Source organism: Gemmatimonadota bacterium, assembly GCA_040882465.1.
Classification (GTDB): Bacteria; Gemmatimonadota; Gemmatimonadetes; order Longimicrobiales; family Gaopeijiaceae; genus JBBEBG01.
Genome location: JBBEBG010000001.1, coordinates 116,688 through 138,765, shown reverse-complemented (window position 1 = coordinate 138,765; position 22,078 = coordinate 116,688). Strand labels below are relative to the sequence as shown.

Here is a 22,078-nt window from a genome sequence, read left to right as displayed (position 1 = left end):
CGCCGTGCGGAAGGAGGCGAACCTTATGCGACGTTGCCTCTATTGCGATGCACGGCTCCCTGGCACAGACCCGGAGGTGACGGTCAGCGGGCGCAGGCAGGCCTACGATCCCACTCTCGGGCGCTTGTGGGACGTCTGCTCCCGGTGCTGGCGGTGGAGTCCCGTTCCTCTCGAGCTCCGTTGGGAGGCGGTCGAGGAATGGGAAGAGCGGGTTCGCCGGGAGGGCCGAACCGTTCTCGAAACCTCCGAGCTCGCCCTCCTGCGCGTCGGGAAAAACGAGGTGGTGCGGGTGGGGCGTCCACCACCGCCTGAATGGGGCGGGTGGCGCTACGGGAGTAGGCTCATCGCCACGGGTCCCGCACCGTCGTTTTTTTCCCGCCTCGTCGAAGTCCTTCCGCCCCCTCCCCTGGAAGGGTACGACCCGTATGGGCTGACCGGGCCGCTGGGTGGGGTGGGAGGGAAGAGTGGGCCCCTGGAGTGGCTCGCCTCGCCGTTTCTGGAGAGCGCCCGGCCACTCACGCTCGCCTTCACCTCTTTTCCCTTCGCCCGAGAGTGTCCCGCGTGCGGCGGGGAGATGCCCCTTTATCCCTGGGACTTCCAGGAGGTGACCCTTCGCACGTCCGAAGGCCGGGCCGGCGTGGAGGCGCCGTGCGGGAGCTGCGGCGAGCTCGTCCTCCTCGACCTGAGGGACGCGCGCCCCGCCATCCGGCTGGGGCTTGCCGTACTCGACAGCGGGCCCGAGGCACGCAAGGTAGGGGAGTCGGCGGGCGAGGCGCTGGACCGCGCCGGCGGCCGGTCTCTCCTCCTGCGAGGACTCGGGGAACTCGGGACAGCGCTGGGAGACCTGGGGCGAACGGAGCGCGTGGCACTCGGGATCGCCCTGGACGAAGACGCCGAAGGGGAAGCGCTCGAAGCGGAGTGGAGGGAAGCCGAAGAGGTGGCGGCCATCCTGGACAACGCGTCTTATGACGGTCCCGCCTTCCAAGCGTTCCGGGCCCGGGTGCTGGGGCGGCTACGCACCTGATCGGCCGCGGCCGCCGCTCTCCCTTCACTTTACGCCGAATCGCGCCGTCGGCTACCTTGCCCCGATGAATTCCGTCCTCATCGCCAACCGCGGCGAAATTGCGGTGCGGATCGTTCGAGCGTGCAGGGAGTTGGGACTTCGCTCCGTCGCCGTCTACTCGGACGCGGACCGCCTGGCCCCGCACGTCTTCCTCGCCGACGAAGCCCATCGGCTCGGTCCACCTCCTGTCTCCGAAAGTTATCTGCGCATGGACCGGATCCTGGAGGTCGCGCGGCGCGCGCGTGTGGATGGGGTCCATCCCGGGTATGGCCTTCTCTCCGAGAGGGCCGAATTCGCCCGCGCGGTCGAGGAGGCGGGGCTGATCTTCATCGGTCCCGCCCCGGAGACGATCTCGGCGATGGGAGACAAGTCGGAGGCTCGGGATCTCATGCGGAAGGCGGGAGTCCCCGTCGTTCCGGGCTCCGAGGGTCCGATCGAAGATGCCGACGACGCGGCAAGGCGCGCGGACGAGATCGGCTACCCGGTGGTGCTCAAGGCGGTTGCGGGGGGAGGAGGAAAGGGGATGAGGGTCGTGGCCTCGAGCGGTGAACTGGCCCGCGCGCTCGACGCGGCGCGGAGGGAGGCGCTCGCGGCGTTCGGAGACGGAGCGGTGTACCTCGAACGATATCTGGACCGTCCCCGACACATCGAGATTCAGCTCCTGGGAGACGGGCGCGGGAACGTGGTCCACCTCGGCGAGCGCGAGTGTTCGGTCCAGCGTCGCCACCAGAAGTTGATCGAGGAGTCGCCTTCTCCCGCGGTTTCGCCCGCTCTAAGGCGGGCGATGGGTGAGGCCGCGGTCCAGGCGGCTCGATCGGTGCACTACCGCGGCGCCGGGACGATCGAATTTCTCCTTCAGGACGGCGACTTCTATTTCATCGAGATGAACACGCGAATCCAGGTGGAGCATCCCGTCACCGAGCTGGTGACCGGAGTGGACCTGGTGCAGGCCCAGCTCCGTGTGGCGGCGGGTGCCGGGCTCGACCTGGAGCAGGATGCCATTCAATTCCGGGGGCACGCCGTCGAGTGCCGAATCACGGCGGAGGACCCGGGCGCCGGCTTCCTCCCCGCGACCGGGACAGTCCGTCACCTGGAGATTCCCGGAGGTCCGGGTGTCCGCTGGGACGGGGGGATCACCCTAGGGTCCGAAGTCGGACTCCACTACGATCCCCTCCTCGGCAAGCTCATCGTGCATGCTCCCTCGAGGAACGCGGCCCTCGACCGGATGGCCTGTGCCCTCGACGAGCTGGTCGTGCAAGGCGTGCAAACCTGCGCATCGTTCCTCGCGCGGGTCGTCCGAGAGGACGATTTCCGCGCCGGGGATCTCTCGACGCATTACCTGGAAGAGCATCCTTCTCTGCGGGACGGAGACAGCGCGAGCGAAGCAGAGATCGTCGCCCTCGCCGCGACCGCTGCGCATCTGGAAGCCGAGTGGCGACGTTCGGCCGAGACTCCGCGGGCTCGAGGCGAAGCCACGGACGGGTTGTCGCCCTGGCGGACTGCGGTCGCTCCCTGGTCGAAGCGTCCATGACCCGGGTGCCGATCCAGGATCGAATGGTGATCCGCCGGCAAGTCGAGGTCACGGTGGACGGAATCACCTCGGAAGGTGCGGGGGTCGGACGCCTCCCGGACGGCCGGGCCGTGTTCGTGCACCGAACTGCTCCCGGCGATCGGGTGGAGATCGAAGTTGTGCACTCCGGGGCGCGATGGGCCCGGGGGCGCCTCCTCACTCTCCTGGACGAGGGCCCGGATCGCCGCTCGGCACCCTGCCCCTTCTTCGATCGCTGCGGAGGGTGCACGCTCCAACACCTCCGGTACGAAGGGCAGCTCGCGGCCAAGGCCTCCATCGTCACGGCCGCGCTCCACCGAATCGGGAAGCGAGAGAACCTTCCGGCCGCAAGGCTCCACGCTGCCCCGGAAGAGTTCCATTACCGGAATCGGCTCACCTTCACCCTGAGGAGATTGAGCGGGGGCCGGGTCGTGGCCGGACTTCACGCCATGGACCGCCCCGAACGGATCGTGGACGTAGACGATCGCTGTCTTCTCGGGGAAGTTCCCGTTCTCCGTGCCTGGAAAGGGCTTCGAGAGGGCTGGGGCCCGGGCGCCCGCCTCCTTCCCGAGGGGGAAGAGCTCCGGCTGACCCTTCGAGCGACCGCGGGGGGCGAAGTCCTCCTCGTCGTGGCGGGCGGCCACGGAGACGGCGATCCCGTTGAGTTGCTGGCCCGCGTCCCCGGGCTTCGCGCGATCTGGCGGCTTCCCGGCGGCGACGGGTCCGAGCCGGTCCTTTTGGCCGGAGACCAGGGGCTGACCGAGGAGTGGATGGGAGAGGCGTTCCGCCTTGGGCCCATGGCCTTCCTCCAAGTGAACCGGAGGGCCGCGGAGCTTCTGCACCGCGCCGTCGTGCGGGCGATGGGCGAGGTCCGCGAGATGCGAGTTCTCGACGCTTACTGCGGGTCCGGGGGGTACGGCCGTTGGGCGGCATGCCGGGGAGCCCAATGTATCGGGATCGAATCCGACCCGGGCGCCGCTCGCATGGCGCGAGAGGGCGTCGAAGTGGGGTTCAGTCTCCTGGAGGGGCGAGTGGAGGATCGGATCGGCGAGGCGCTTCCCGCGGATCTCGCCCTCCTGAATCCGCCGCGGGCCGGCGTCGAAGACGGAGTCATGGAGCGGCTCGCGGCCGCGGTCACGCCACGCGTCATTTATGTGAGCTGCGATCCCGCCACGCTCGCGCGGGATGTGGCCAGGCTTGGGAGCAGCTACGCCATCCGGACCCTGGAGGTTTTTGATCTCTTCCCGCAGACCGCGCGCGTCGAGACCCTTCTCACTCTGACGAAGAGCTGAGCGCAATGGATCTCACGGTTCAGGTCGAGGGCCGCTCCTTTCATGTGCGAATCGGAAAGGACGGGACCGAGGTGGACGGCAAGCCGGTCGATGTCGAGCTCGCCCCACGGGGACTCGGCCCCGTTCGCAGTACCCGGGTGGATGGTCGCTCCCTCCGTGTCGTTCCGGAGCGGAACGGGACGGGGGCGTGGTCGCTCGAAGTCGGCGGAGTGAGGCGACGCGTCGAGGTCATGGACCCGGGAGAAGCCGCGATGCGCCGCATCCGCGCCGCATCCACCGATTCGGGAGGCCCTCCTCCCGTCCGCGCGCCGATGCCGGGACTCGTCGTGCGGGTCGAGGTCCAGGTCGGCGACCTGGTCGAAGCCGGCGGAGGAATCATGATCGTCGAGGCGATGAAGATGGAAAACGAGCTCCGGGCCGTGGGCGCGGGTCGGGTGCGCGCAGTGCATGCCCGCGAAGGCGAGGCGGTGGAAAAGGATCAGATCCTGGTCGAATTCGAGAAGTCCGAGGGAGGGGAATGACCGGTTCCGAACGACGGACCCGCACCGACTCGGGGTTGCCGTTGGAAGCAAGTTACGGTCCGCGCGACCTCTCCGAGGATCTGGAATCGCAGCTGGGCCAGCCCGGCGCTTTTCCCTTCACCCGCGGCATCCATCCGACCATGTACCGGGAACGGCTCTGGACGATGCGGCAGTACGCCGGCTTTGGAACCGCGGCCGAGACGAACGCGCGGTACCGTTACCTGCTCGCGGAAGGACAGACGGGGCTTTCCGTCGCCTTCGATCTTCCGACCCAGATGGGGCTCGACTCGGATGATCCGCGCGCCGGCGGAGAAGTGGGACGAGCCGGGGTCGCGATCGATTCCCTGCGTGACATGCGGGCCCTCTTCGAGGGAATCCGGCTCGACGGCGTCTCCACCTCCATGACGATCAACGCCACCGCGCCGATCCTCCTGGCCCTCTACGTTGCGGTCGCGGAAGAACAGGGCGTGGCACCGGAGGTCCTCTCGGGCACGGTCCAGAACGATATCCTCAAGGAATACGTCGCGCGCGGGACTTACATTTTCCCCGTCGAGCCTTCTCTCCGGCTGGTGTCGGATCTCATCCGGTACTGCGCCGCACGCGTTCCTCGCTGGAATCCGATCTCGGTCTCGGGTTATCACATGCGCGAAGCGGGGGCCACCGCCCCGCAGGAGGTCGCCTTCACCTTCGCGAATGCGCTCGAATATGTGGATCGCGTGCTCAGGTCCGGTGCCGGCCTCGAGGACATCGCGCCCCGCCTCTCCTTTTTCTTCGCGGCACACAACGACTTTTTCGAGGAGGTGGCGAAGTTTCGCGCGGCCCGGCGGCTCTGGGCGCGGATCATGCGCGAGCGTTACGGCGCCTCCGATGCGGCATGCCGGCTTCGCTTCCACACGCAGACGGGGGGATCGACCCTGACCGCGCAGCAGCCCCTGAACAATGTCGTACGTGTGACGACCCAGGCGCTTTCGGCGGTCCTCGGGGGAACCCAGTCTCTCCACACGAACGGTTACGACGAGGCCCTCGCACTCCCATCCGAAGCGGCGGCGAAGCTCGCCCTCCGTACCCAACAGCTCATCGCATACGAGTCCGGAGTCGCGAGGGCGGTGGACCCGCTCGCCGGAAGCTTTCTCGTCGAGAGCCTCACCGACCGGATCGAAGAGGAAGCGGAACGCTACGTCGCGGAGATCGGACGCCAGGGAGGCGCGGCGCGCGCGCTCGACTACATGCAGTCCGAAATCCAGGACTCGGCGTACCGCTTTCAGAAAGAGATCGAGTCCGGGGAGCGGGTGGTAGTCGGCGTGAACCGGTTTCGTGAGGAAGGCCTTCTTCCTCCGAATCCGCCCGCCCCCGACTATGCCGCCCTCGCGGGGGTGCAGAAGAGTCACCTGTCCCGGTTGCGGGCAGACCGGGAAAAAGGGCGGGTTGACGAAGCCCTTGCGGCCTTGAGCCAGGCCGCAGAGGGGGCTGGTCCGCTAATGCCTCACATCCTCGACGCCGTGCGGGCGATGGCGACCCTCGGCGAGATCTCGCACACGCTCAGGCGTGTCTGGGGTACCTTCGATGCCGGGACGTGAACGCCAACAGGAGGAACCGATGTCCGAAGGAATGATCGGAGGTGGACAACTTCGTCGAACTCACGCGAAGTCGCTCGCGGCGCCTTTTTTGGAGTTCGACCTCGGCAGGGAGCTCGAGCTCCTCCACCGCGAAGCCGAGTGGGCGAACGGCCAGAACGCGCGCACGCTCGCGAAGTATCCGGACCTCCGGATCGTCCTCATCGCGCTGAAGGCGCACGCGGGAATGCAGGAGCATTCGGCGGGCGGACGAGTTTCCATTCATACCCTGAAGGGCCAGATCCGGGTGGGGGCACTGGGCCGGACCTTCCGTCTCCCCACCGGAGGCCTTCTCACGCTGGACCAGGGAATTCCACACGACGTGGAGGCGCTCGAAGACAGCGCCTTCCTCCTGACCGTGTCCTGGGCGGGGCGGGAGCAAGAGCCACCTTCACCCCAACCGATCGACGATTAGCTTTAACGGATGCCTACCTACGAATACCGCTGCCCGAAGGGCCACGAGTTCGAACTCTTCCAGAGGATGTCGGACGAGCCACGGGCGAGGTGCCCCACCTGTGGCGCCGCAGCGGCCCGGCTCCTCTCGTCGGGCGCCGGATTTCTCTTCAAGGGAGAAGGCTTCTACATCACCGACTCCCGCTCCGAGGACTATCGCAAGGCCGCGAAGTCCGAGGGGAAGGGGGGCGGGGATGCGGCCGGAACAGAGGGGGGCTCGGCCAAACCTCCGGCCGCGGGAGAAGAGAAGGACCCGCCCGTGAAGGAGAGCCCGGCTGCGCCACCCCCTTCCACGAAAACCGCGCCCAAGAAGAAGGGCGGCGCCTCCTCGTCCGCGCCCTGAGCCAGCCCGCTCCCCCCATGTCTCAGGACGCACTTCGCGCCCTTTTAGAGGGGATCGTTCGGGATCTCGGCGTCGCCGACCCCGAGATCCAGCTCGAACGCCCGCGAGACCCGACACACGGAGATCTCGCGACAAACATCGCCCTGACGCTGGCCTCGCGGCTTCGGAGGCCGCCCCGCGCGATCGCCGAGGCGATCGCCGCGAAGATCGCTCCGGGGAGCGCCGGCGTGGACTCCGTCGAGGTGGCGGGACCCGGGTTCCTGAACTTCCGGATCTCGGCCGGGAGCGTCGGCGAGCTGCTGACCCAAGCGCTCGAGCAAGACGAGCGCTTCGGCCGGACCGACGCGGGGGGAGGTGAGCCAATCCTCCTGGAGTTCGTCTCCGCGAATCCGACCGGGCTCCTCCACCTGGGGCATGGGAGGCAAGCCGCCCTGGGGGACGCTATCGGGGCCCTCCTCGAATGGACGGGGTGGGTCGTCTCGAGGGAGTTCTACTACAACGACGCGGGGCGGCAGATCGAACGGCTCGCCGAGAGCGTCCTCGCGAGGTATCGCCAGCACTTCGGCGTCGAGACGGAAATTCCCGAAGATGGGTATCACGGGGAGATCCTGGTCGAGATCGCGGCCGAGTTGGCGCGGGAGGATGGCGACCGGTGGCTGTCGGCCTCCCTTCCCGTTGCCCTAGAACGAATGCGGGCCTTCGCCGTGGGGCGGCTCCGGGAGGAGCAGGATCGCGACCTTACGACCTTCGGCGTTCACTTCGACCGGTATTTCCTCGAATCATCGCTCTACGAGGACGGGAAGGTCACGGAGACGATCGAGCGCCTGCGCGGAACCGGCCTCGTCTACGACCTCGAGGGCGCGATCTGGCTCCGCACCTCGGAGCTCGGGGACCAAAAGGACCGCGTCATGGTCAAGTCCGACGGCTCCCCAACCTATTTCCTCCCGGACGTCGCCTACCACCTGACGAAATGGGAACGAGGCTTCCACCACGCGATCAACGTGCAGGGATCGGACCATCATGGCACGGTGGCGCGAGTGCGAGCCGGGCTCCGAGCCCTGGGACTTCCTCCCGCATATCCCGAGTACCTCCTCCACCAGATGGTGACCGTGGAAAAAGAAGGGCGGGAGGTCAAGTTCTCGAAGCGTGCCGGTGACTACGTCACCCTCCGAGACCTGATGGAACAGGTGGGAGTGGACGTGACCCGCTACTTCTTCCTCATGCGAAAGCCGGAAGCGCACCTCATCTTCGACCTCGATCAGGCGCTCGATCAATCGGACCGGAATCCCGTCTATAAGGTGAAATACGCGCATGCGCGCATGTGCTCGATCTTTCGAAAGGCGGACGTAGCGCACGGAGAGGTCGGTCCCGGGTATGGGGATCCCTCGCTTCTCGTGGACGAGCGCGAGCGGTCCCTGATCCAGCAGCTCGGGGCTTTTCCCGAGGCCGTGGCGGGTGCCGCTGAGGCCCGCGCCCCGCACCTCGTTTGCGAGTACCTGGACCGGACCGCGGGCGAGGTCAATTCATGGTACCATGCGGGAAACCCCACGAGGGATCCGAAGCTCGCCGTCCTCGTGGACGACCCGGAGCTCCGCCGCGCGCGGCTCGTGCTCGCCCATGCGGTCAGGATCGTCCTGCGAAACGGCCTGGGCCTCCTGGGGCTCGAGGCGCCGGAGCAAATGACCCGAGGCGCGAGTCCAGAGGAAGGAGAGGAGAGGTAGGATGGCGATCCTCGCGGTGGGGAGCGTGGCGCTCGACTCGCTCGAGACTCCCTTCGGGAGTGCCGAAGACACCCTGGGCGGATCCGTGGTCCACTTTTCGGCAGCGGCTTCACTTTTTGCGCCGGTGCAGGTTGTCGGCGTGGTCGGGGATGACTATCCGCTGGCGGAGCTCGACTTCCTGAAAGAGCGGGGAGTGGATCTGAGTGGTCTCGAGGCGGCTCCGGGGGAGAGCTTCCGCTGGTCGGGAAGATACACGCACGACCTCTCCTCGCCCGAAACGCTGGAGACGAAACTGGGAGTCTTCGCAGACTTTCATCCCCGTATTCCAAAGGAGTTTAGGTCACCTGATATCGTGTTTCTCGGCAACATCGATCCCACCCTCCAGCTGGAAGTGCTCGACCAGGTGGAAACTCCTCGGCTCGTCGCCTGCGACACGATGAACTTCTGGATCGTGGGGAAACGGGACGACCTCCTCCGCCTCCTGGAGCGGGTGGACCTTCTCATCGTGAACGATGGCGAAATCCGGCAGCTCGCCGACGACCCCAATCTGGTGCGCGCCGCCCGGTGGGTTCAGCGCCGTGGCCCGGCTCGGGTCATGGTCAAGAAAGGGGAGCACGGCGCGGTCCTCTTCGACCGGGATGAGATCTTCTTCGTTCCCGGGTATCCGCTGGAGGACCTGAACGACCCGACCGGCGCGGGGGACAGCTTCGCCGGGGGAGTCCTCGGGTTCCTGCACAACGTGGAGGTACTCTCGCCGGCCGCGCTCCGGGGGGCTGCGGTCGTCGGGTCGGCGATCGGGTCCTTCGCCGTCGAAGACTTCGGGGTCCGCCGTCTGGCGCGGCTGAGTCCGCGGGAAGTGGCCTCCCGCGTTCAGGAGATTGGGCGGATGACGCAATTCGACCTCGCGCTCGCGGGGATGGGGGTCGAGGGATGAGCGGGGGGCGGAGGCTCGACTACCGGACGGCGGGGGTGGACCTCGACCGCGCTGAGCGAGACAAAGCGGGGTTCCGCGATCTCCTCGACGCCACCCGCGACGAACGCACCCTTTCCGAGCTCGGACTTTTTGGGGGGCTCTACGCTGTGCCCGGGGACGTTCCGGAGCCGGTGCTCGTCTCCTCCGCGGATGGGGTCGGGACGAAGCTCAAGATCGCCTTCCTCTCCGGACGTCACGACACGGTCGGCCACGACCTGGTCAATCACTGCGTGAACGACATCCTCGTGCAGGGCGCCCGACCACTCTTTTTCCTCGACTACCTGGCCACCGGCCCGGTGGCGGAGGGAGTCGTGCACGCGGTGGTGACCGGGGTCACTGCCGGGTGCCGAGAAAACGAGTGTGTCCTCCTCGGGGGTGAAACGGCCCAGATGCCGGGCTTCTACGGTGAGGGCGAGTACGATCTGGCCGGCTTCATCGTGGGGATTGTAGCGCGGGCCCGAATCCTGGACGGATCCAGGGTCCGGGCCGGCGATCACCTGATCGGCCTTCCCTCGGCGGGGCTCCACACGAACGGGTACACGCTCGCCCGGGAGATTCTCCTCGAAGCCGCCGGGCTCGGCGTGTCAGATTCCGTTCCCGGGCTCGAGGAAACGGTCGGAGAGGCCCTCCTGCGGCCCCATCGCAGCTACCTCCGGGTGCTGGCGCCGGAACTGGAGGGGGGAACGATTCGGGCCCTCGCGCACATCACCGGGGGGGGGATCCCCGGAAATCTTCCGCGTTCTCTGCCGGGGACGCTCGGGGCGAAGGTCGAGCGGGGGAGCTGGACGGTGCCCCCCCTCTTCGAGGCGCTCCAGTCGCTCGGATTGGTGGAGGATGAGGAGATGCTAAGGGTCTTCAACATGGGTGTCGGCATGATCGCGATCGTGGATCCGGAGGGTTCCGGCGCCCTCCTCGCCCGGCTCCGTGACCGCGGGGAGGCCGCCTGGATCCTCGGTGAGGTCACCGCCGACTCCGGCGTGCGATTTGTATGAGGCCCGAGTGATGGCCGGGCTACGCGTCCTCGGGGTCCTCCCCGGCTTCTTCGGCCCCCTCGCGATTTTTTTCGCGGCGGTTCCGGGACTCGTTCATGCTCAGACGGCCGGCGAGCGGCTCTTCACGACCTGCGCCGCTGGGGCGCAGGGGCACCAGGGGCTTGCCGGGCGGTGTGCCGATGCGGCGCTCGCGGTGGAGGCTCTCGAAGCGGGGCTGGGCCTCCTCATGACCGCGGGCGGACCGGTTCCCGCGAGCCCGAGCACGGCCGGGCGGCGGCTCTCCACCCAGCCCCGTGTCGTGGTGGACGCCGGCGTCGGATGGGCCTCGTTTCGGCATCCCGATCTAGCCAGGGCTCCCGTGAACGGCGCTCTCGAGGACCGCAGGAGCTTCGCGTTCGGTCCGCGGGTAACCGCGGCGGTCGGTCTCTTCGAGGGATTCTCGCCGGCTCCGGGGTTCGGGGGAGTATTTGCCGTGGATGCGGTCGCGACCGCCCAACTCCTCCGACTTCCCGGTTCGGGCGGGTTTTCGGGCTCGGTGGCGGGATGGGGCGGCGGGTTCCGGGTCGGCGTCATGAGGGAATCCTTTTCGCTTCCCGGAGTGACGCTTTCCGCCATGCATTACCGCATGGGCGGAGTTCGCAATGGAATCCCCGAAAGCTCCGGGGGAGAAGCGACGATCGGACCCCGCGCCACGTCGTATCGGGCGATCGTGGGGAAGGACCTCCTGACCGTGGGAGTCTCGGGCGGCGTCGGGTGGGACCATTACGGCGGGAACGGAAGGATCGCCGCAAGCGCGCCTCTAAACCCGAGCCTTCCGGGGTCGCCGGCGGTGACCGGAAGCGCCGGGTCGGAGGAGCTCGAAATGCGGCGGCGGTATCTTTTTCTCGGCGCGAATTTCACCTGGGTGGTCGCCCAGGCCGCAGCCGAAATCGTCTGGGCAGACTCGGCCTCGCCCGCCGCTTCCCTGGAGGGGACGGGCCCCTACCGTCCCGGCGAGCGCGAGCTCCAGGGCACGTTCAGCGTGAGGGTGACTTTCTGACGAAGCGCGACCCAGTCGGTGGTGGTGAAGTGCCGGCTTCCCTCTCGCCTCGTGACCGCGGTTCCCTGCAACGGGCCGTGGAGCTGGGGCGAAAGGGGTGGGGTCGGGTTCACCCGAATCCCCTTGTCGGGTGTGTCATCGTGCGAGATGGAGAGGTCGTCGGAGAGGGATGGCACGCCGAATATGGCGGCCCCCACGCCGAGGTCGTCGCCCTGGCGGCCGCGGGGAATCGCAGCAACGGGGCGGAGGTGTTTGTCTCGCTGGAACCCTGCCGGCATCAGGGCCAAACTCCGCCCTGCACGGACGCCCTTCTCGCCGCCGGAGTTTCGCGGGTCGTCTTCGGGGCCTCCGATCCCGGGGAGGAGTCCGGCGGCGGAGGGCCCCTCCTCGCCGCGAAGGGGATCGCGGTCATCGGTCCCGCCATGACGGCGGAAGAGGCCCGGTGGGAGAATCCCACTTTCTTCGCCGCCGAGAGGGAGCGGCCATGGACCGCGCTCAAGCTCGCCCTCTCCCTCGACGGTCGCATCGCGGCGAGGGCGGGGGAACGCGGCACACTGTCGGGGCGTGAAGCTCTCGAGGAAGTTCATCGCCTGCGGGCGGGGTTCGATGGAATTCTCGTGGGAACAGGCACCGCCATCGCGGACGATCCCCTCCTGACGGTTCGGGGCCCCGTGGAGCCCCGAATCGCGCCGCGCCGGATCCTCCTCGATGCGACCGGCAAGCTCGGCCCGCGTGCCCAGGTGTTCGGGGACAGGGAGAGCGAGGTGTGGATCGTCACCACTCCCGAGAGCCCGAAGAGCTGGCGGCGCGTTGTGGAAGAAAAGGGTGCGATCCTGGTCGACGTCCCCGCGACCGCGGGTGGAAGGGTGGATCTGGATACGGCGATGAAAGAGTTGCGGAGACGCGGAATCGAAAGCCTTCTTTGCGAAGGGGGCGGGGAGGTGGCCTCGTCGCTGCTCAGCTCCGGGCTCGTGGACCGACTCTACCTGGCGCTCGCGCCCCGCTTCCTGGGAGAGGAAGGCGTTCCGGCCTTTCCCGGGCTACCGTCTCCCCCGGTTGCCGGCGCGGCCGGCGCGGCATGGAGCTTTGGAGAGGCGCCCCGACGGCTCGGCGAGGATCTCTGGCTCGCCCTGAAGCCGGGTCCGACGGAGGAAAGTTCCTGATGTTCACCGGAATCGTGGAGGGCGTCGGGCGAGTCGCCGGCGTGGAGGAGGGGGACGGGGTGCGGCGGATCCATATCGAGGCGGATGAAGCCCTCCTCGCGGACGTTTCGCCCGGCTCTTCGCTCGCCGTGGACGGAGCTTGCCTGACCCCGGTCAGCGTCGGAGGGGCGGGATTCCTCGTCGAGGCGATTGGCACCACGGTGGCGCGGACCCTCGCCGGAACCTATGTCCCCGGAAGCCGGGTCAATCTCGAAAGGGCGATGGCCCTTGGGGAACGCCTGGACGGGCATCTGGTTCAGGGACATGTGGATGGACTAGGTTTCCTGAAGGAGATTCGCGAGGTCGGGGAATTCCGGGTCCTCGAGATCCTGATTCCGCCCGAGGTGCATCGGACGACCCTCCTCCATGGGTCGATCGCACTCAACGGAGTGAGCCTGACCGTGAACCGTCTCCTCGGCGACGATGGCGTCGAGGTCGGGATCATCCCGCACACCTGGGAAAACACCAACTTTCGATGGCTGAAAGCGGGGGACGCGGTGAACGTGGAGGGGGACCTGATCGGAAAATACGTGGGCAAGCTTCTCCGCAGCGGGTTGCGGGGCGAAGAGACGAAGGGAGGGCCGGCGGATGCCGTTTGACCGTATCGAGGAAGCCATCCGGGACATCCGGGACGGCCGGATGATCATCGTGGCGGACGATGAGGATCGCGAAAACGAGGGGGACCTCGTGTGCGCGGCCGCGGAGGTCACCTCGGAGCACGTCAACTTCATGGCGAAACATGGGCGCGGCCTCATCTGCGTGGCGCTGACCCGTGAGAGGGCGGACGAGCTCGATCTTCCCCTGATGACGGATCAGAATACCGACCCGAATCGCACCGCGTTCACGATCTCGGTGGATGCGAACCAGAGATTCGGCGTGACGACGGGGATCAGCTCGCACGATCGCGCCACGACGATCCGTGTCCTCGCGGACGACCAATCCAAGCCGGCCGACCTCCGGCGCCCCGGGCACATCTTCCCCCTCCGCGCGCAGCCCGGCGGTGTGCTTCGCCGGGTGGGGCAGACCGAGGCGGCCGTCGACCTGGCACGGCTGGCCGGCCTCCCGCCCGTCGGGGTCATCTGCGAGATCCTGAATCCCGACGGGACGATGGCGCGCCGCCCGCAACTCGAAGCCTTCGCGCGCGAACACTCGATCCGCTTCGTGACCGTGGCCCAGCTGGTCGCGTATCGCCTCGCGAAGGAACGCCTCGTCCGTCGCATCGCCGAAGTCGGCCTCCCTACGCGGCGCGGAGACTTTCGCCTCATCGGCTACGAGAGCCTCATAGACGATCGGGAACACGTGGCGCTCGTGAGGGGCGAAATCGCCGGAAAAGAAGACGTCCTCGTGCGAATGCACTCGGAGTGCCTGACGGGAGATGTGTTCGGGTCGCTCCGTTGCGATTGCGGGGAGCAGCTCGATGCCGCGATGGCACGTATCGAGGCCGAGGGGCTCGGCGCGATCGTCTACCTCCGCCAGGAAGGGAGGGGGATGGGGCTCGGGAACAAGCTCCGTGCTTACGAGCTGCAGGAGCAGGGGCAGGACACGGTGGAGGCAAATCTGACGCTCGGCTTCAAGCCGGATCTCCGGGACTACGGGATCGGCGCACAGATTCTCGTGGACCTCGGGCTCTCCAGGATCCGGCTTCTCACGAACAACCCGAAAAAGATCGTCGGACTCGAGGGGTATGGGCTCGAGATCACCGGTCGCGAACCACTCCGGATCGAACCGGGGACACACAACGCCGCCTACCTCGAAACCAAACGGCGAAAGCTCGGGCACCTTCCGTGAAGGAGCGGGTGGGGTCGCTCGACGGGGCGGGGAGGCGATTCGCCATCGTCGTTTCGCGTTTCAACGAGGTGGTGACCGAAGAGCTCACCGCGGGGGCCCTCGAAGCCCTCACCACGCACGGTGTCTCTCCCGAAGAGATCGAGATCGTGCGGGTTCCCGGGGCGTTCGAGCTTCCCGGTGCCTGCGCTCGCGTCATCGAACGAGGTGGAGTGGACGGCGTCGTCGCGCTCGGGTGCGTGATCCGCGGCGACACACCCCACTTCGACTTCGTGGCCGGCGAAACCACCCGGGGACTGGGCGAGCTCGCAAGGGAGTCGAAGCTCTCCTTCGGCTTCGGCCTTCTCACGACGGAAACTCTCGAACAGGCACTCGTTCGCGCGGGAAGCGGATCCGAGAACAAGGGGTGGGAGGCGGCGCTCACCGCCCTGGAAATGGCGAACCTCTACGGTACACTCCGGTGACGGCGGGCACCCGCGTGGGAACGCTTTCGGCGTCCGAGCGAGTGCAGCGGGTGCGCGCCCGCTCCTGGGCGCTCCAGGTGCTCTACGCCTGGGAGAGCACGACCCCGCACCGTCCGCTCGAGGACGCGATGGAAGACGTATTCCGGACGCGACGGGTCGCGCCCACCCGGAAGCCCTTCATCCGCCGCCACCTGGCGCTCGTGAAGGACCACCTTCCCGAAATCGACCGTGCCCTCCGGGACGCGATGGAGAACTGGCGGCTGGAGCGGCTCTCGCGGGTGGACCGGTCGGTCCTTCGGCTCGCCACGGCCGAGCTCCTCTTCGCGGAGGAGACTCCTCAGAAAGTGGCGCTCCAGGAGGGCGTTCGCCTCGCCGGGCAATACGGCGGCGACGACTCCCACCGGTTTGTGAACGGTGTGCTCGACGCCGTGTACCGGGCCAACCCGCGGAAGACTCCATCCTCCTGAACCCCATGAACGTCCTCCTGCTCAACTGGCTGGATCGGGAGAACCCGCAGGCCGGCGGAGCGGAGCACCACCTGCACCAGTGCTTTGGAAGACTGGTGGCCCAGGGATGGAAGGTGACCCTGGTCACCTCGGGGTGGCCGGGTGCCCCGGGCCGATGTGTTCTCGACGGCATCGAGGTGCACCGCATAGGGGGGCGGCATACCTTCGCAGCGGCGGCTCCGAGCTACGCGCGGGGCCTCTTGGCGGCGGACCGTTTCTCGCTGGTGGTGGAGGACCTGAACAAGGTCCCCCTCTTCGCGCCGCGCTGGACGGACCTTCCCGTCGTGCTCCTCGTGCACCACCTCTTCGGACGAACCGCCTTCCATGAGGCGAGGTTTCCGATCGCCGCCGCCACCTGGATCCTCGAGCGCCCCATTCCTCGGGTTTATCGGGGCGTCCCGATCGTGGCGATTTCGCAAAGCACACGCGAGGATCTCGCCCGCCGCGGGCTCGACCCCGCGCGCATCGAGGTCGTCGAAAATGGCGTGGACGCGGAGCGCTTCAGACCGGGGGACGACGGGGCCCGTTTCCAGGATCCCACCCTCCTCTATCTGGGGCGGCTGAAGCGCTACAAGCGGGTGGATCTGGTGCTGCGAGCCGCGGCGGCCCTGAGAGCGGAAGGCCTTCCGGTGCAGCTTCTCATTGCCGGGGAGGGCGACCGCCGTCCGGTACTGGAGAGGGAAGCCCGGCGGCTGGAACTCGGGGAAGGGGAGATTCGGTTTCTCGGCTTCATTTCGGAGGAGGATAAGGTCCGCCTCCTTCAGCGGAGCTGGGTACATGTCCTGACCTCCGAAAAGGAAGGGTGGGGGATCTCCATCCTGGAGGCTGCCGCCTGCGGCACTCCGAGCGTCGCGAGCGACGTCCTCGGGCTCCGCGACTCGGTCCTACACGAAAAAACCGGGTTATTGGTGCAACACGGTGACGTCTCTGCGCTCGCCCGGAGCATCCGACGCCTCCTCGATAATGAGGACCTGCGCCGGGCGTTTGGTCGGGCGGGGCGGAGTTTTGCCGAAGGGCTCTCCTGGGACCGGGCCGCCGCCCGCCTGGGGCGGGTTTTCGAGGACGCAGTAGCCGCCTCCGGGGACGGCCGCTAGCTTTTTTCGTCCATGGCCCAACGAGGGGAGAAGGGGTCCAAGATGGCCGGAAGTTTCCGCATCCAGGAGCTCATGGACACCCGGGGCGAGACGCTCGCCCTCGAGCTCCTCACCCCCGGAGTTTCACTCGACCGGGAGTGTTCCGACGCGGACGTCTCCACGCCGGGCCTCGCGCTCGCGGGCTACGTCGCGCGGTTCCCCGATGGGCGGATGCAGGTCTTCGGCGAGACCGAAATGACCTACCTCTCCACGCTCTCGGAAGAGGAGCGACGCGTCCGGCTCGAGGCCTTTTTCTCGAAGGCGGTCCCCGCGGCCTTCGTCACCAAGGGTCAGCAGGTTCCTTCCGTCCTGCTGGACATCGCCCTTGCCGCCGGCGTTCCCGTCTTCCGGTCCTCGTTGAGCACCCGTGATTTCTTCCGGCGAATCAAGCCGTACGTGGAGGTCACCCTTGCACCCTCCACGACCGTGCACGGCTCCCTCGCCGACGTTTACGGAGTCGGACTTCTTTTCATGGGAAAAAGCGGGATCGGGAAAAGCGAATGTGTCCTCGACCTCATCGAGCGCGGACATCGCCTCGTAGCCGACGACCTCGTCATGGTGTCCGAACGGGGAAACGACGTTCTGATCGGACGGGGACACGAACGCCAGCGACATCACATGGAGATCCGCGGGATCGGGATCATTGACGTTCAGGCGCTCTTCGGGATCCGGGCCATACGCCTCCAGAAGCGGATCGAGGTCATCGTGCAGCTGGACGAGTGGGACGATTCGCGCCCCTTCGATCGCACCGGCCTCGACGTGGACGAGACACAAATCCTCGGTGTGAATCTGCCTCGCGTCACCATTCCGCTGAATCCGGGAAAAAACATCACGGTCATCTCGGAAGTCGTGGCTATGAACCACCTCCTCAAATACGCCGGCGTAAATTCGGCGGCGGAGTTCGACTTGCATCTTCAGAGAGGGATGGCTCCGGTCGGGGAATACCTGGAGGAGGACTATGAGTGAGCGAGAGGTCCCCCTCGTGCGGGGCGTCCTCGTGACCCATGGCTCCATGTGCTTCGGAATGGTGGACGCGGTGCGAAAGATCGCGGGAGCCCCGGCCGACGCACTCGTTCCGGTGAGCAACGAGGCGAAGGGGCCAGACGAGCTCCTCCGGACCGTGGATGAGCTGGCCGGGCCCGGTCCCGCCATCATCTTCACCGACCTCCAAACCGGGAGCTGTGCCCTCGCCGCCAGATTTGCCTGCCGAGACCCCGACGGGCGCCGGGTCGTTTATGGCACGAACCTTCCGATGCTCCTCGACTTCGTTTTCCACCGCCACCTTTCCCTTGATGCGCTTGTCCAGCGCGTCCTGGAGAGAGGGAGGGAGGCGGTGCGCTCCTTCCAACTGGAAACGCCCTGAGGAAGAGACGGCGGGTGGCGATCCTTCTCTTTCGCGTGGACGAGCGGCTCATCCACGGGCAGGTCACCCTCGGTTGGGGGGAGAGAATCCGGCCTTCACACTATGTCGTGGTGGACGATGCCCTGGCCGCGAGCGGTTGGGAAAAGGATCTCTACCAGCTCGGGACGCCGCAGGAGGCCACCTCGGACTTCGTCGGCGTGGAGGAGGCCCGCGGGCGGCTCGCGGAGTGGCGAAGGGGTGCCGAGAGAGTCGTCCTACTCACCCGCGACCTGGATCACATGACGCGCCTCGCTCGTGGAGGCGCGCTCGCCGGGGAAACCGTGAACCTCGGGGGGATCCACCACGGGCCGGGCCGGCGCGAGCGGCTTCCCTACCTCTTCCTCGACGATGCCGACGAGGAGCGCATCCGCGCGCTTGTCGCCGAAGGAGTGGACATCGTCGCGCAGGACCTCCCATCCTCGGCAAAGACTTCCGCCGCCCGGCTCCTCGATGCTTGAGCCCTCGAGTTGGCTACTTCTCGTCGCCGTCGGAGTGGCGGCTGCTCTCGACACGACCTCGGTTGGACAGATCATGATCTCGCGGCCCCTGGTGTCGGGAACGCTCGCGGGGTGGGTCCTGGGCGACCCTCAGACGGGCCTCCTCCTGGGTGGGGTCCTGGAAGCCGTTCACCTTGGGGGCCTTCCCATGGGCGGCGCCCGACTCCCGGAGCCCGGCCCGGCGGCGATTCCGGGGGTCGTGGTGGCCGTGAGTCTCGGCGGGTCGCCGGGCCTCGCCGCGGGGGCCGCGCTCGGGACGGTGTGGGGCCTGCTCGGTGGCGGATCCATATCGCTCCTGCGCCGGGCGAACGGAAGGATCACCCGTCCGGTGGACGAGGGACGAAGCGACTATCGCGCGCTTTCCCTCCGGCACTGGGCGTGTATCGCGCTCGACGGGACCAGGGGCGCGGTATTGACCGCGGTCGGGATCGGGATGGGCACGGCGCTCTCGACGCGCCTCGGCGGCGCGTGGTGGCCTCTCGGAACTCCGGATACCGTCGCCCTCCTCCTCCTTCCGGGAGCGCTCGCGGGCGGCGCCCTCCTTCGGTCCTGGTCCTTTCCGCGGCGGCGGGCCCTCTTCTTCTTGATCGGCGCGCTCGGCGGAGTGGCTTTGGCGGTCATCCTCTGATGGGGCATTCGTTCAGTCGGACTCGACTTCTCGTTCGGTCCTTTTTCATCCAGGGATCGTGGAACTACCGGAACCTTCTCGGCACGGGTTTCGCCTGGGCGCTCAGGCCGGAAAACGGGTCGGTTTCGGGGCCGGAGGGAGGTCCCTCGGGTCGCCGGGACACGGAAGCCGACGAGGTGGCAAGGGCCGCGGAGCCCTTCAACACACACCCGTATCTCTCCCCGGTAGCACTCGGAGCGCTCGCCCGCATGCGCGAAGACGGCGTCGATCCGGCGCGGATCCGGGCCTTCCGCCAAGCGCTCCGGAGCCCCCTCGGGGGACTCGGGGACGGCCTCGTTTGGGGAGGATGGCGTCCGGCGTGCCTGCTCGGGGCCGGATGCGTTGCGCTCCTCGGCGGGGGACCGGGAGTCGTGCTGGCCACCTTCCTCGTGACGTACAACGCGGTGCACCTCGCACTTCGTATCCACGGCCTTCGGGTGGGATCGGACTCGGGACTCAACGTGGCCGCGGGAATCAGCAAGATGGGGCTCCCCGCATGGACGGAACGGATCCGTGCGGTGGGGGTCCTTCTCCTCGGCCTGGCGCTCGGGCTCCTTCTGGGCCGGGGAGTGGGGGTTTCGGAGTTGGGTCCAGCCTGGGTCGCGGGTGCGATCGTACTCTTTCTGGCCGGGCTCTCGGGCGGGGATTTGGTCCGCCGCTGGGGGCCGGAGCTCCTCTTCCTGCTCATCCTGGCCGGAACAAGGATCCCGCCGTCCTGAGTGCGCGCGTGTGCATCTGGGCGGCCGGTCCTTACGGACCGGAGGTCGCGATGGCGGATGACTGACAATAACATCGTCGAGGGGCGCGCCCGGGTCCGGAATCGACTGGGATTGCACGCGCGTCCGGCGGCGGAGTTCGTGAAGCTCGCGGCTCGATTCGAATCCGAGGTCCAGCTCTCGAAAGAGGGGCTCGCGGTGAACGGGAAGAGCATCATGGGCGTGCTGATGCTCGCAGCCGAGAGGGGGTCCGAGTTGGTCATTCGTGGCGAGGGCCGCGACGCTGCCGAGGCCGTCGAGGCGCTGCGCATCTTCGTGGAACAGGGCTTCAAGGAGACCTGAACGTGGGCCGGACTTACGAGGGGCTTCCGATCTCGGAAGGGATCGCTCTCGGACCGGTGCGGACGGTCCGCTGGGGGGTGCCCGCTGTTCCGCATCTGACGGTGGCCGAGGACGGAATCGAAGCCGAGGTCGAACGCTTTGACGAGGCATGCACCTGGGCTCGTGGGCGCCTGGAAGAGATGCGGGAGCTGACGGCCGGGAGGCTTGGAGCCATGGAAGCCCGCATCTTCGAGCCGCAACTCATGATGCTCGAAGACGTCGAAGTCGTGGAGCCCACACTTCTCTACATCCGCGAGAACCGGCTCACTGCCGCGCGCGCCTTCGAGTGGCGCATGTTGGAGCTCCAGGTGCTCTGGATCCGGACCTCGAACCCCATGGTTCTCGACCGGCTGAACGACCTCGAGGATCTCCTCGTCCGCATGCTGCATCGCTTGCTCGGGCTCCCCGAGGCCGGAGACCTGGTATGGGATGGAAAACCGGCGATCGTGGTGGCGCGGAACCTCACCCCCTCTTTGACGGCGCAGATGGATCCGTCGCGCGTCCTCGGGATCGCGACCGAGCTCGGAACGCGGACTTCACACTGGGCGATCCTCGCTCGCTCGCTGGGGATTCCCGCGGTCGGAGGACTCGTGAACGCCTTTGAGGAGGCCGAGCGGTCCCGCGAAGCGATCGTGGATGGGCGGATCGGACGGCTGATCCTCGATCCGGCGGAACGCGACCGGGAGATCTACCGGGAACGGAGAGTCCAGATCCTTTCTTGGGAGGAAGATCTCTCGGAGGTCGCGAGGTTGGATTCGGTCACCCTCGACGGGCAGCCCGTGGCCCTCCGGGCGAATATCGACCTCCCCTCGGAGGCAGTCCGCGCGAAGGAGCACGGGGCGGAGGGAATCGGACTTTTTCGCACGGAGTTCCATGTCATGGGGCGGAACTCCATGCCCGAGGAGGAGGAACAGTATCAGGCCTATCGACAGGTCGTCTGCGAATTCCCCAACTACGCCGTTTTTATTAGAACCTTCGACCTCGGGGGGGACAAGTTCCCGATGTTCCTCCACATGCCGGCTGAGGAGAACCCCTTCCTCGGGTGGCGCGCCATCCGGGTCTGCCTCGATCGCCTCGAGCTCTTCCGTCCGCAACTGCGGGCCATTCTGCGCGCGACGGCCCATGGAGACGTTCGTATCCTGCTCCCCCTCGTGAATGACGTCGAGGAGGTCGTGCGTGTGCGGGAGCTCCTCAGCGAAGAGGAGGAGTCGCTCAGGAAGGCGGGAATTCCCTTTTATTCGGGGTACAAGCTGGGTTGCCTCGTGGAGACGCCCGCGGCTGCCCTCGACGCGGCCGAGCTCGCCCGGCACTGCGACTTCTTTTCTATCGGCACGAACGATCTGGTCCAGTACACCCTTGCCGTGGACCGGACGAACGCCCGGCTCGCCGACCTCTACAATCCCTTCCACCCATCGGTCGTGCGCCAGCTCCACCAGGTGTCGCGCGTGGGGCGGGCCGCGGGGATCGAGGTCAGCGTTTGCGGCGAGATGGCGGCGAATCCGCTCGGAGCCTTCCTTCTGCTCGGTCTCGACATTACGGCCCTCTCAGTCGCCTGGCCGGCCCTTCCGGAGTTGAAGAAGGTCGTACGAAGCGTGAGGATCGAGGACGCTCGGGCCGCCGCACGAAAGGCGCTCGCGGCTCCCACCTCTCGAGACGTCACGAGAGCCCTGGCGGAAGGGATCGGGCCGGCCGTGGATCTCTCCGCCTTTTCCGGGCGCTGGAGCCTTTCCCTTTCCTGAAGAAAATCGGCCGAACCACAACCGAGG

At 67.3% G+C, this 22,078-nt stretch carries 24 protein-coding genes; all 24 read left to right on the top strand.

The features are described 5' to 3' along the window. Positions 1-25 precede the first annotated feature (25 nt). The 24 genes from WEG36_00625 (at position 26) to ptsP (ending at position 22,051) form a co-directional block, all read left to right on the top strand. Positions 26-1,024, top strand: a complete 999-nt coding sequence (locus WEG36_00625; GenBank protein MEX1256100.1) for a hypothetical protein — start codon at positions 26-28, stop codon at positions 1,022-1,024. Positions 1,025-1,088: 64 nt separating this feature from the next. Beyond that, positions 1,089-2,594 (top strand): acetyl-CoA carboxylase biotin carboxylase subunit, encoded by a 1,506-nt coding sequence (locus tag WEG36_00620; protein MEX1256099.1) that lies wholly within the window; start codon positions 1,089-1,091, stop codon positions 2,592-2,594. Further along, complete coding sequence (locus tag WEG36_00615; protein MEX1256098.1) at positions 2,591-3,904, top strand: TRAM domain-containing protein; 1,314 nt, start codon at positions 2,591-2,593, stop codon at positions 3,902-3,904. The genes WEG36_00620 and WEG36_00615 overlap by 4 nt, the downstream gene beginning before the upstream one ends. Before the next feature lie 5 nt (positions 3,905-3,909). Then, the gene (locus tag WEG36_00610; GenBank protein ID MEX1256097.1) at positions 3,910-4,425 is read left to right on the top strand and encodes a biotin/lipoyl-containing protein; all 516 of its coding nucleotides are present in this window, start codon (positions 3,910-3,912) and stop codon (positions 4,423-4,425) included. Then, on the top strand, positions 4,422-6,002 hold the full coding sequence (locus WEG36_00605; GenBank protein ID MEX1256096.1) for a methylmalonyl-CoA mutase family protein: 1,581 nt from the start codon (positions 4,422-4,424) through the stop codon (positions 6,000-6,002). Before WEG36_00610 ends, WEG36_00605 begins: the two co-directional genes overlap by 4 nt. A 19-nt stretch (positions 6,003-6,021) precedes the next feature. Further along, positions 6,022-6,453 carry a cupin domain-containing protein gene (locus WEG36_00600; protein ID MEX1256095.1) on the top strand — a complete coding sequence of 144 codons (432 nt, stop codon included), beginning with the start codon at positions 6,022-6,024 and terminating at the stop codon, positions 6,451-6,453. Positions 6,454-6,462: 9 nt separating this feature from the next. Then, positions 6,463-6,834 (top strand): FmdB family zinc ribbon protein, encoded by a 372-nt coding sequence (locus WEG36_00595; protein MEX1256094.1) that lies wholly within the window; start codon positions 6,463-6,465, stop codon positions 6,832-6,834. A 17-nt stretch (positions 6,835-6,851) separates the two neighbouring features. Further along, the gene (gene argS, locus WEG36_00590; protein MEX1256093.1) at positions 6,852-8,555 is read left to right on the top strand and encodes an arginine--tRNA ligase; all 1,704 of its coding nucleotides are present in this window, start codon (positions 6,852-6,854) and stop codon (positions 8,553-8,555) included. A gap of 1 nt (position 8,556) precedes the next feature. Further along, positions 8,557-9,489: a PfkB family carbohydrate kinase gene (locus WEG36_00585; protein MEX1256092.1), complete on the top strand. Its 933-nt coding sequence runs from the start codon at positions 8,557-8,559 to the stop codon at positions 9,487-9,489. Continuing rightward, entirely contained in the window at positions 9,486-10,520 is a 1,035-nt protein-coding gene (purM, locus tag WEG36_00580) for a phosphoribosylformylglycinamidine cyclo-ligase (protein MEX1256091.1), read from the top strand. The genes WEG36_00585 and purM overlap by 4 nt, the downstream gene beginning before the upstream one ends. Positions 10,521-10,530: 10 nt before the next feature. After that, entirely contained in the window at positions 10,531-11,559 is a 1,029-nt protein-coding gene (locus tag WEG36_00575; GenBank protein MEX1256090.1) for a hypothetical protein, read from the top strand. A 29-nt stretch (positions 11,560-11,588) separates the two neighbouring features. After that, complete coding sequence (gene ribD, locus WEG36_00570) at positions 11,589-12,722, top strand: bifunctional diaminohydroxyphosphoribosylaminopyrimidine deaminase/5-amino-6-(5-phosphoribosylamino)uracil reductase RibD (protein MEX1256089.1); 1,134 nt, start codon at positions 11,589-11,591, stop codon at positions 12,720-12,722. Then, positions 12,722-13,360: a riboflavin synthase gene (locus tag WEG36_00565; protein ID MEX1256088.1), complete on the top strand. Its 639-nt coding sequence runs from the start codon at positions 12,722-12,724 to the stop codon at positions 13,358-13,360. Before ribD ends, WEG36_00565 begins: the two co-directional genes overlap by 1 nt. Further along, complete coding sequence (locus WEG36_00560) at positions 13,350-14,549, top strand: bifunctional 3,4-dihydroxy-2-butanone-4-phosphate synthase/GTP cyclohydrolase II (protein ID MEX1256087.1); 1,200 nt, start codon at positions 13,350-13,352, stop codon at positions 14,547-14,549. Before WEG36_00565 ends, WEG36_00560 begins: the two co-directional genes overlap by 11 nt. Continuing rightward, positions 14,546-15,010, top strand: coding sequence for a 6,7-dimethyl-8-ribityllumazine synthase (gene ribH / locus WEG36_00555; protein ID MEX1256086.1), 465 nt, complete (start codon positions 14,546-14,548; stop codon positions 15,008-15,010). Before WEG36_00560 ends, ribH begins: the two co-directional genes overlap by 4 nt. Beyond that, the gene (nusB, locus tag WEG36_00550) at positions 15,007-15,477 is read left to right on the top strand and encodes a transcription antitermination factor NusB (GenBank protein MEX1256085.1); all 471 of its coding nucleotides are present in this window, start codon (positions 15,007-15,009) and stop codon (positions 15,475-15,477) included. Before ribH ends, nusB begins: the two co-directional genes overlap by 4 nt. A gap of 5 nt (positions 15,478-15,482) precedes the next feature. Beyond that, a complete protein-coding gene (locus WEG36_00545; protein ID MEX1256084.1) occupies positions 15,483-16,610 on the top strand; it encodes a glycosyltransferase family 4 protein in 1,128 nt (375 codons plus the stop codon). Between the two features lie 42 nt (positions 16,611-16,652). Further along, positions 16,653-17,615, top strand: a complete 963-nt coding sequence (hprK, locus tag WEG36_00540; protein MEX1256083.1) for an HPr(Ser) kinase/phosphatase — start codon at positions 16,653-16,655, stop codon at positions 17,613-17,615. Continuing rightward, positions 17,608-18,012 carry a hypothetical protein gene (locus tag WEG36_00535; protein MEX1256082.1) on the top strand — a complete coding sequence of 135 codons (405 nt, stop codon included), beginning with the start codon at positions 17,608-17,610 and terminating at the stop codon, positions 18,010-18,012. Before hprK ends, WEG36_00535 begins: the two co-directional genes overlap by 8 nt. A 14-nt stretch (positions 18,013-18,026) precedes the next feature. After that, positions 18,027-18,509, top strand: coding sequence for a PTS sugar transporter subunit IIB (locus WEG36_00530; protein MEX1256081.1), 483 nt, complete (start codon positions 18,027-18,029; stop codon positions 18,507-18,509). Continuing rightward, positions 18,502-19,176, top strand: a complete 675-nt coding sequence (locus WEG36_00525; GenBank protein MEX1256080.1) for a PTS sugar transporter subunit IIC — start codon at positions 18,502-18,504, stop codon at positions 19,174-19,176. The genes WEG36_00530 and WEG36_00525 overlap by 8 nt, the downstream gene beginning before the upstream one ends. After that, positions 19,176-19,934, top strand: a complete 759-nt coding sequence (locus tag WEG36_00520; GenBank protein MEX1256079.1) for a PTS system mannose/fructose/sorbose family transporter subunit IID — start codon at positions 19,176-19,178, stop codon at positions 19,932-19,934. The genes WEG36_00525 and WEG36_00520 overlap by 1 nt, the downstream gene beginning before the upstream one ends. A gap of 57 nt (positions 19,935-19,991) precedes the next feature. After that, a complete protein-coding gene (locus tag WEG36_00515; protein MEX1256078.1) occupies positions 19,992-20,273 on the top strand; it encodes an HPr family phosphocarrier protein in 282 nt (93 codons plus the stop codon). A gap of 2 nt (positions 20,274-20,275) precedes the next feature. Continuing rightward, positions 20,276-22,051 (top strand): phosphoenolpyruvate--protein phosphotransferase, encoded by a 1,776-nt coding sequence (gene ptsP, locus WEG36_00510; GenBank protein MEX1256077.1) that lies wholly within the window; start codon positions 20,276-20,278, stop codon positions 22,049-22,051. Positions 22,052-22,078: the final 27 nt, after the last annotated feature.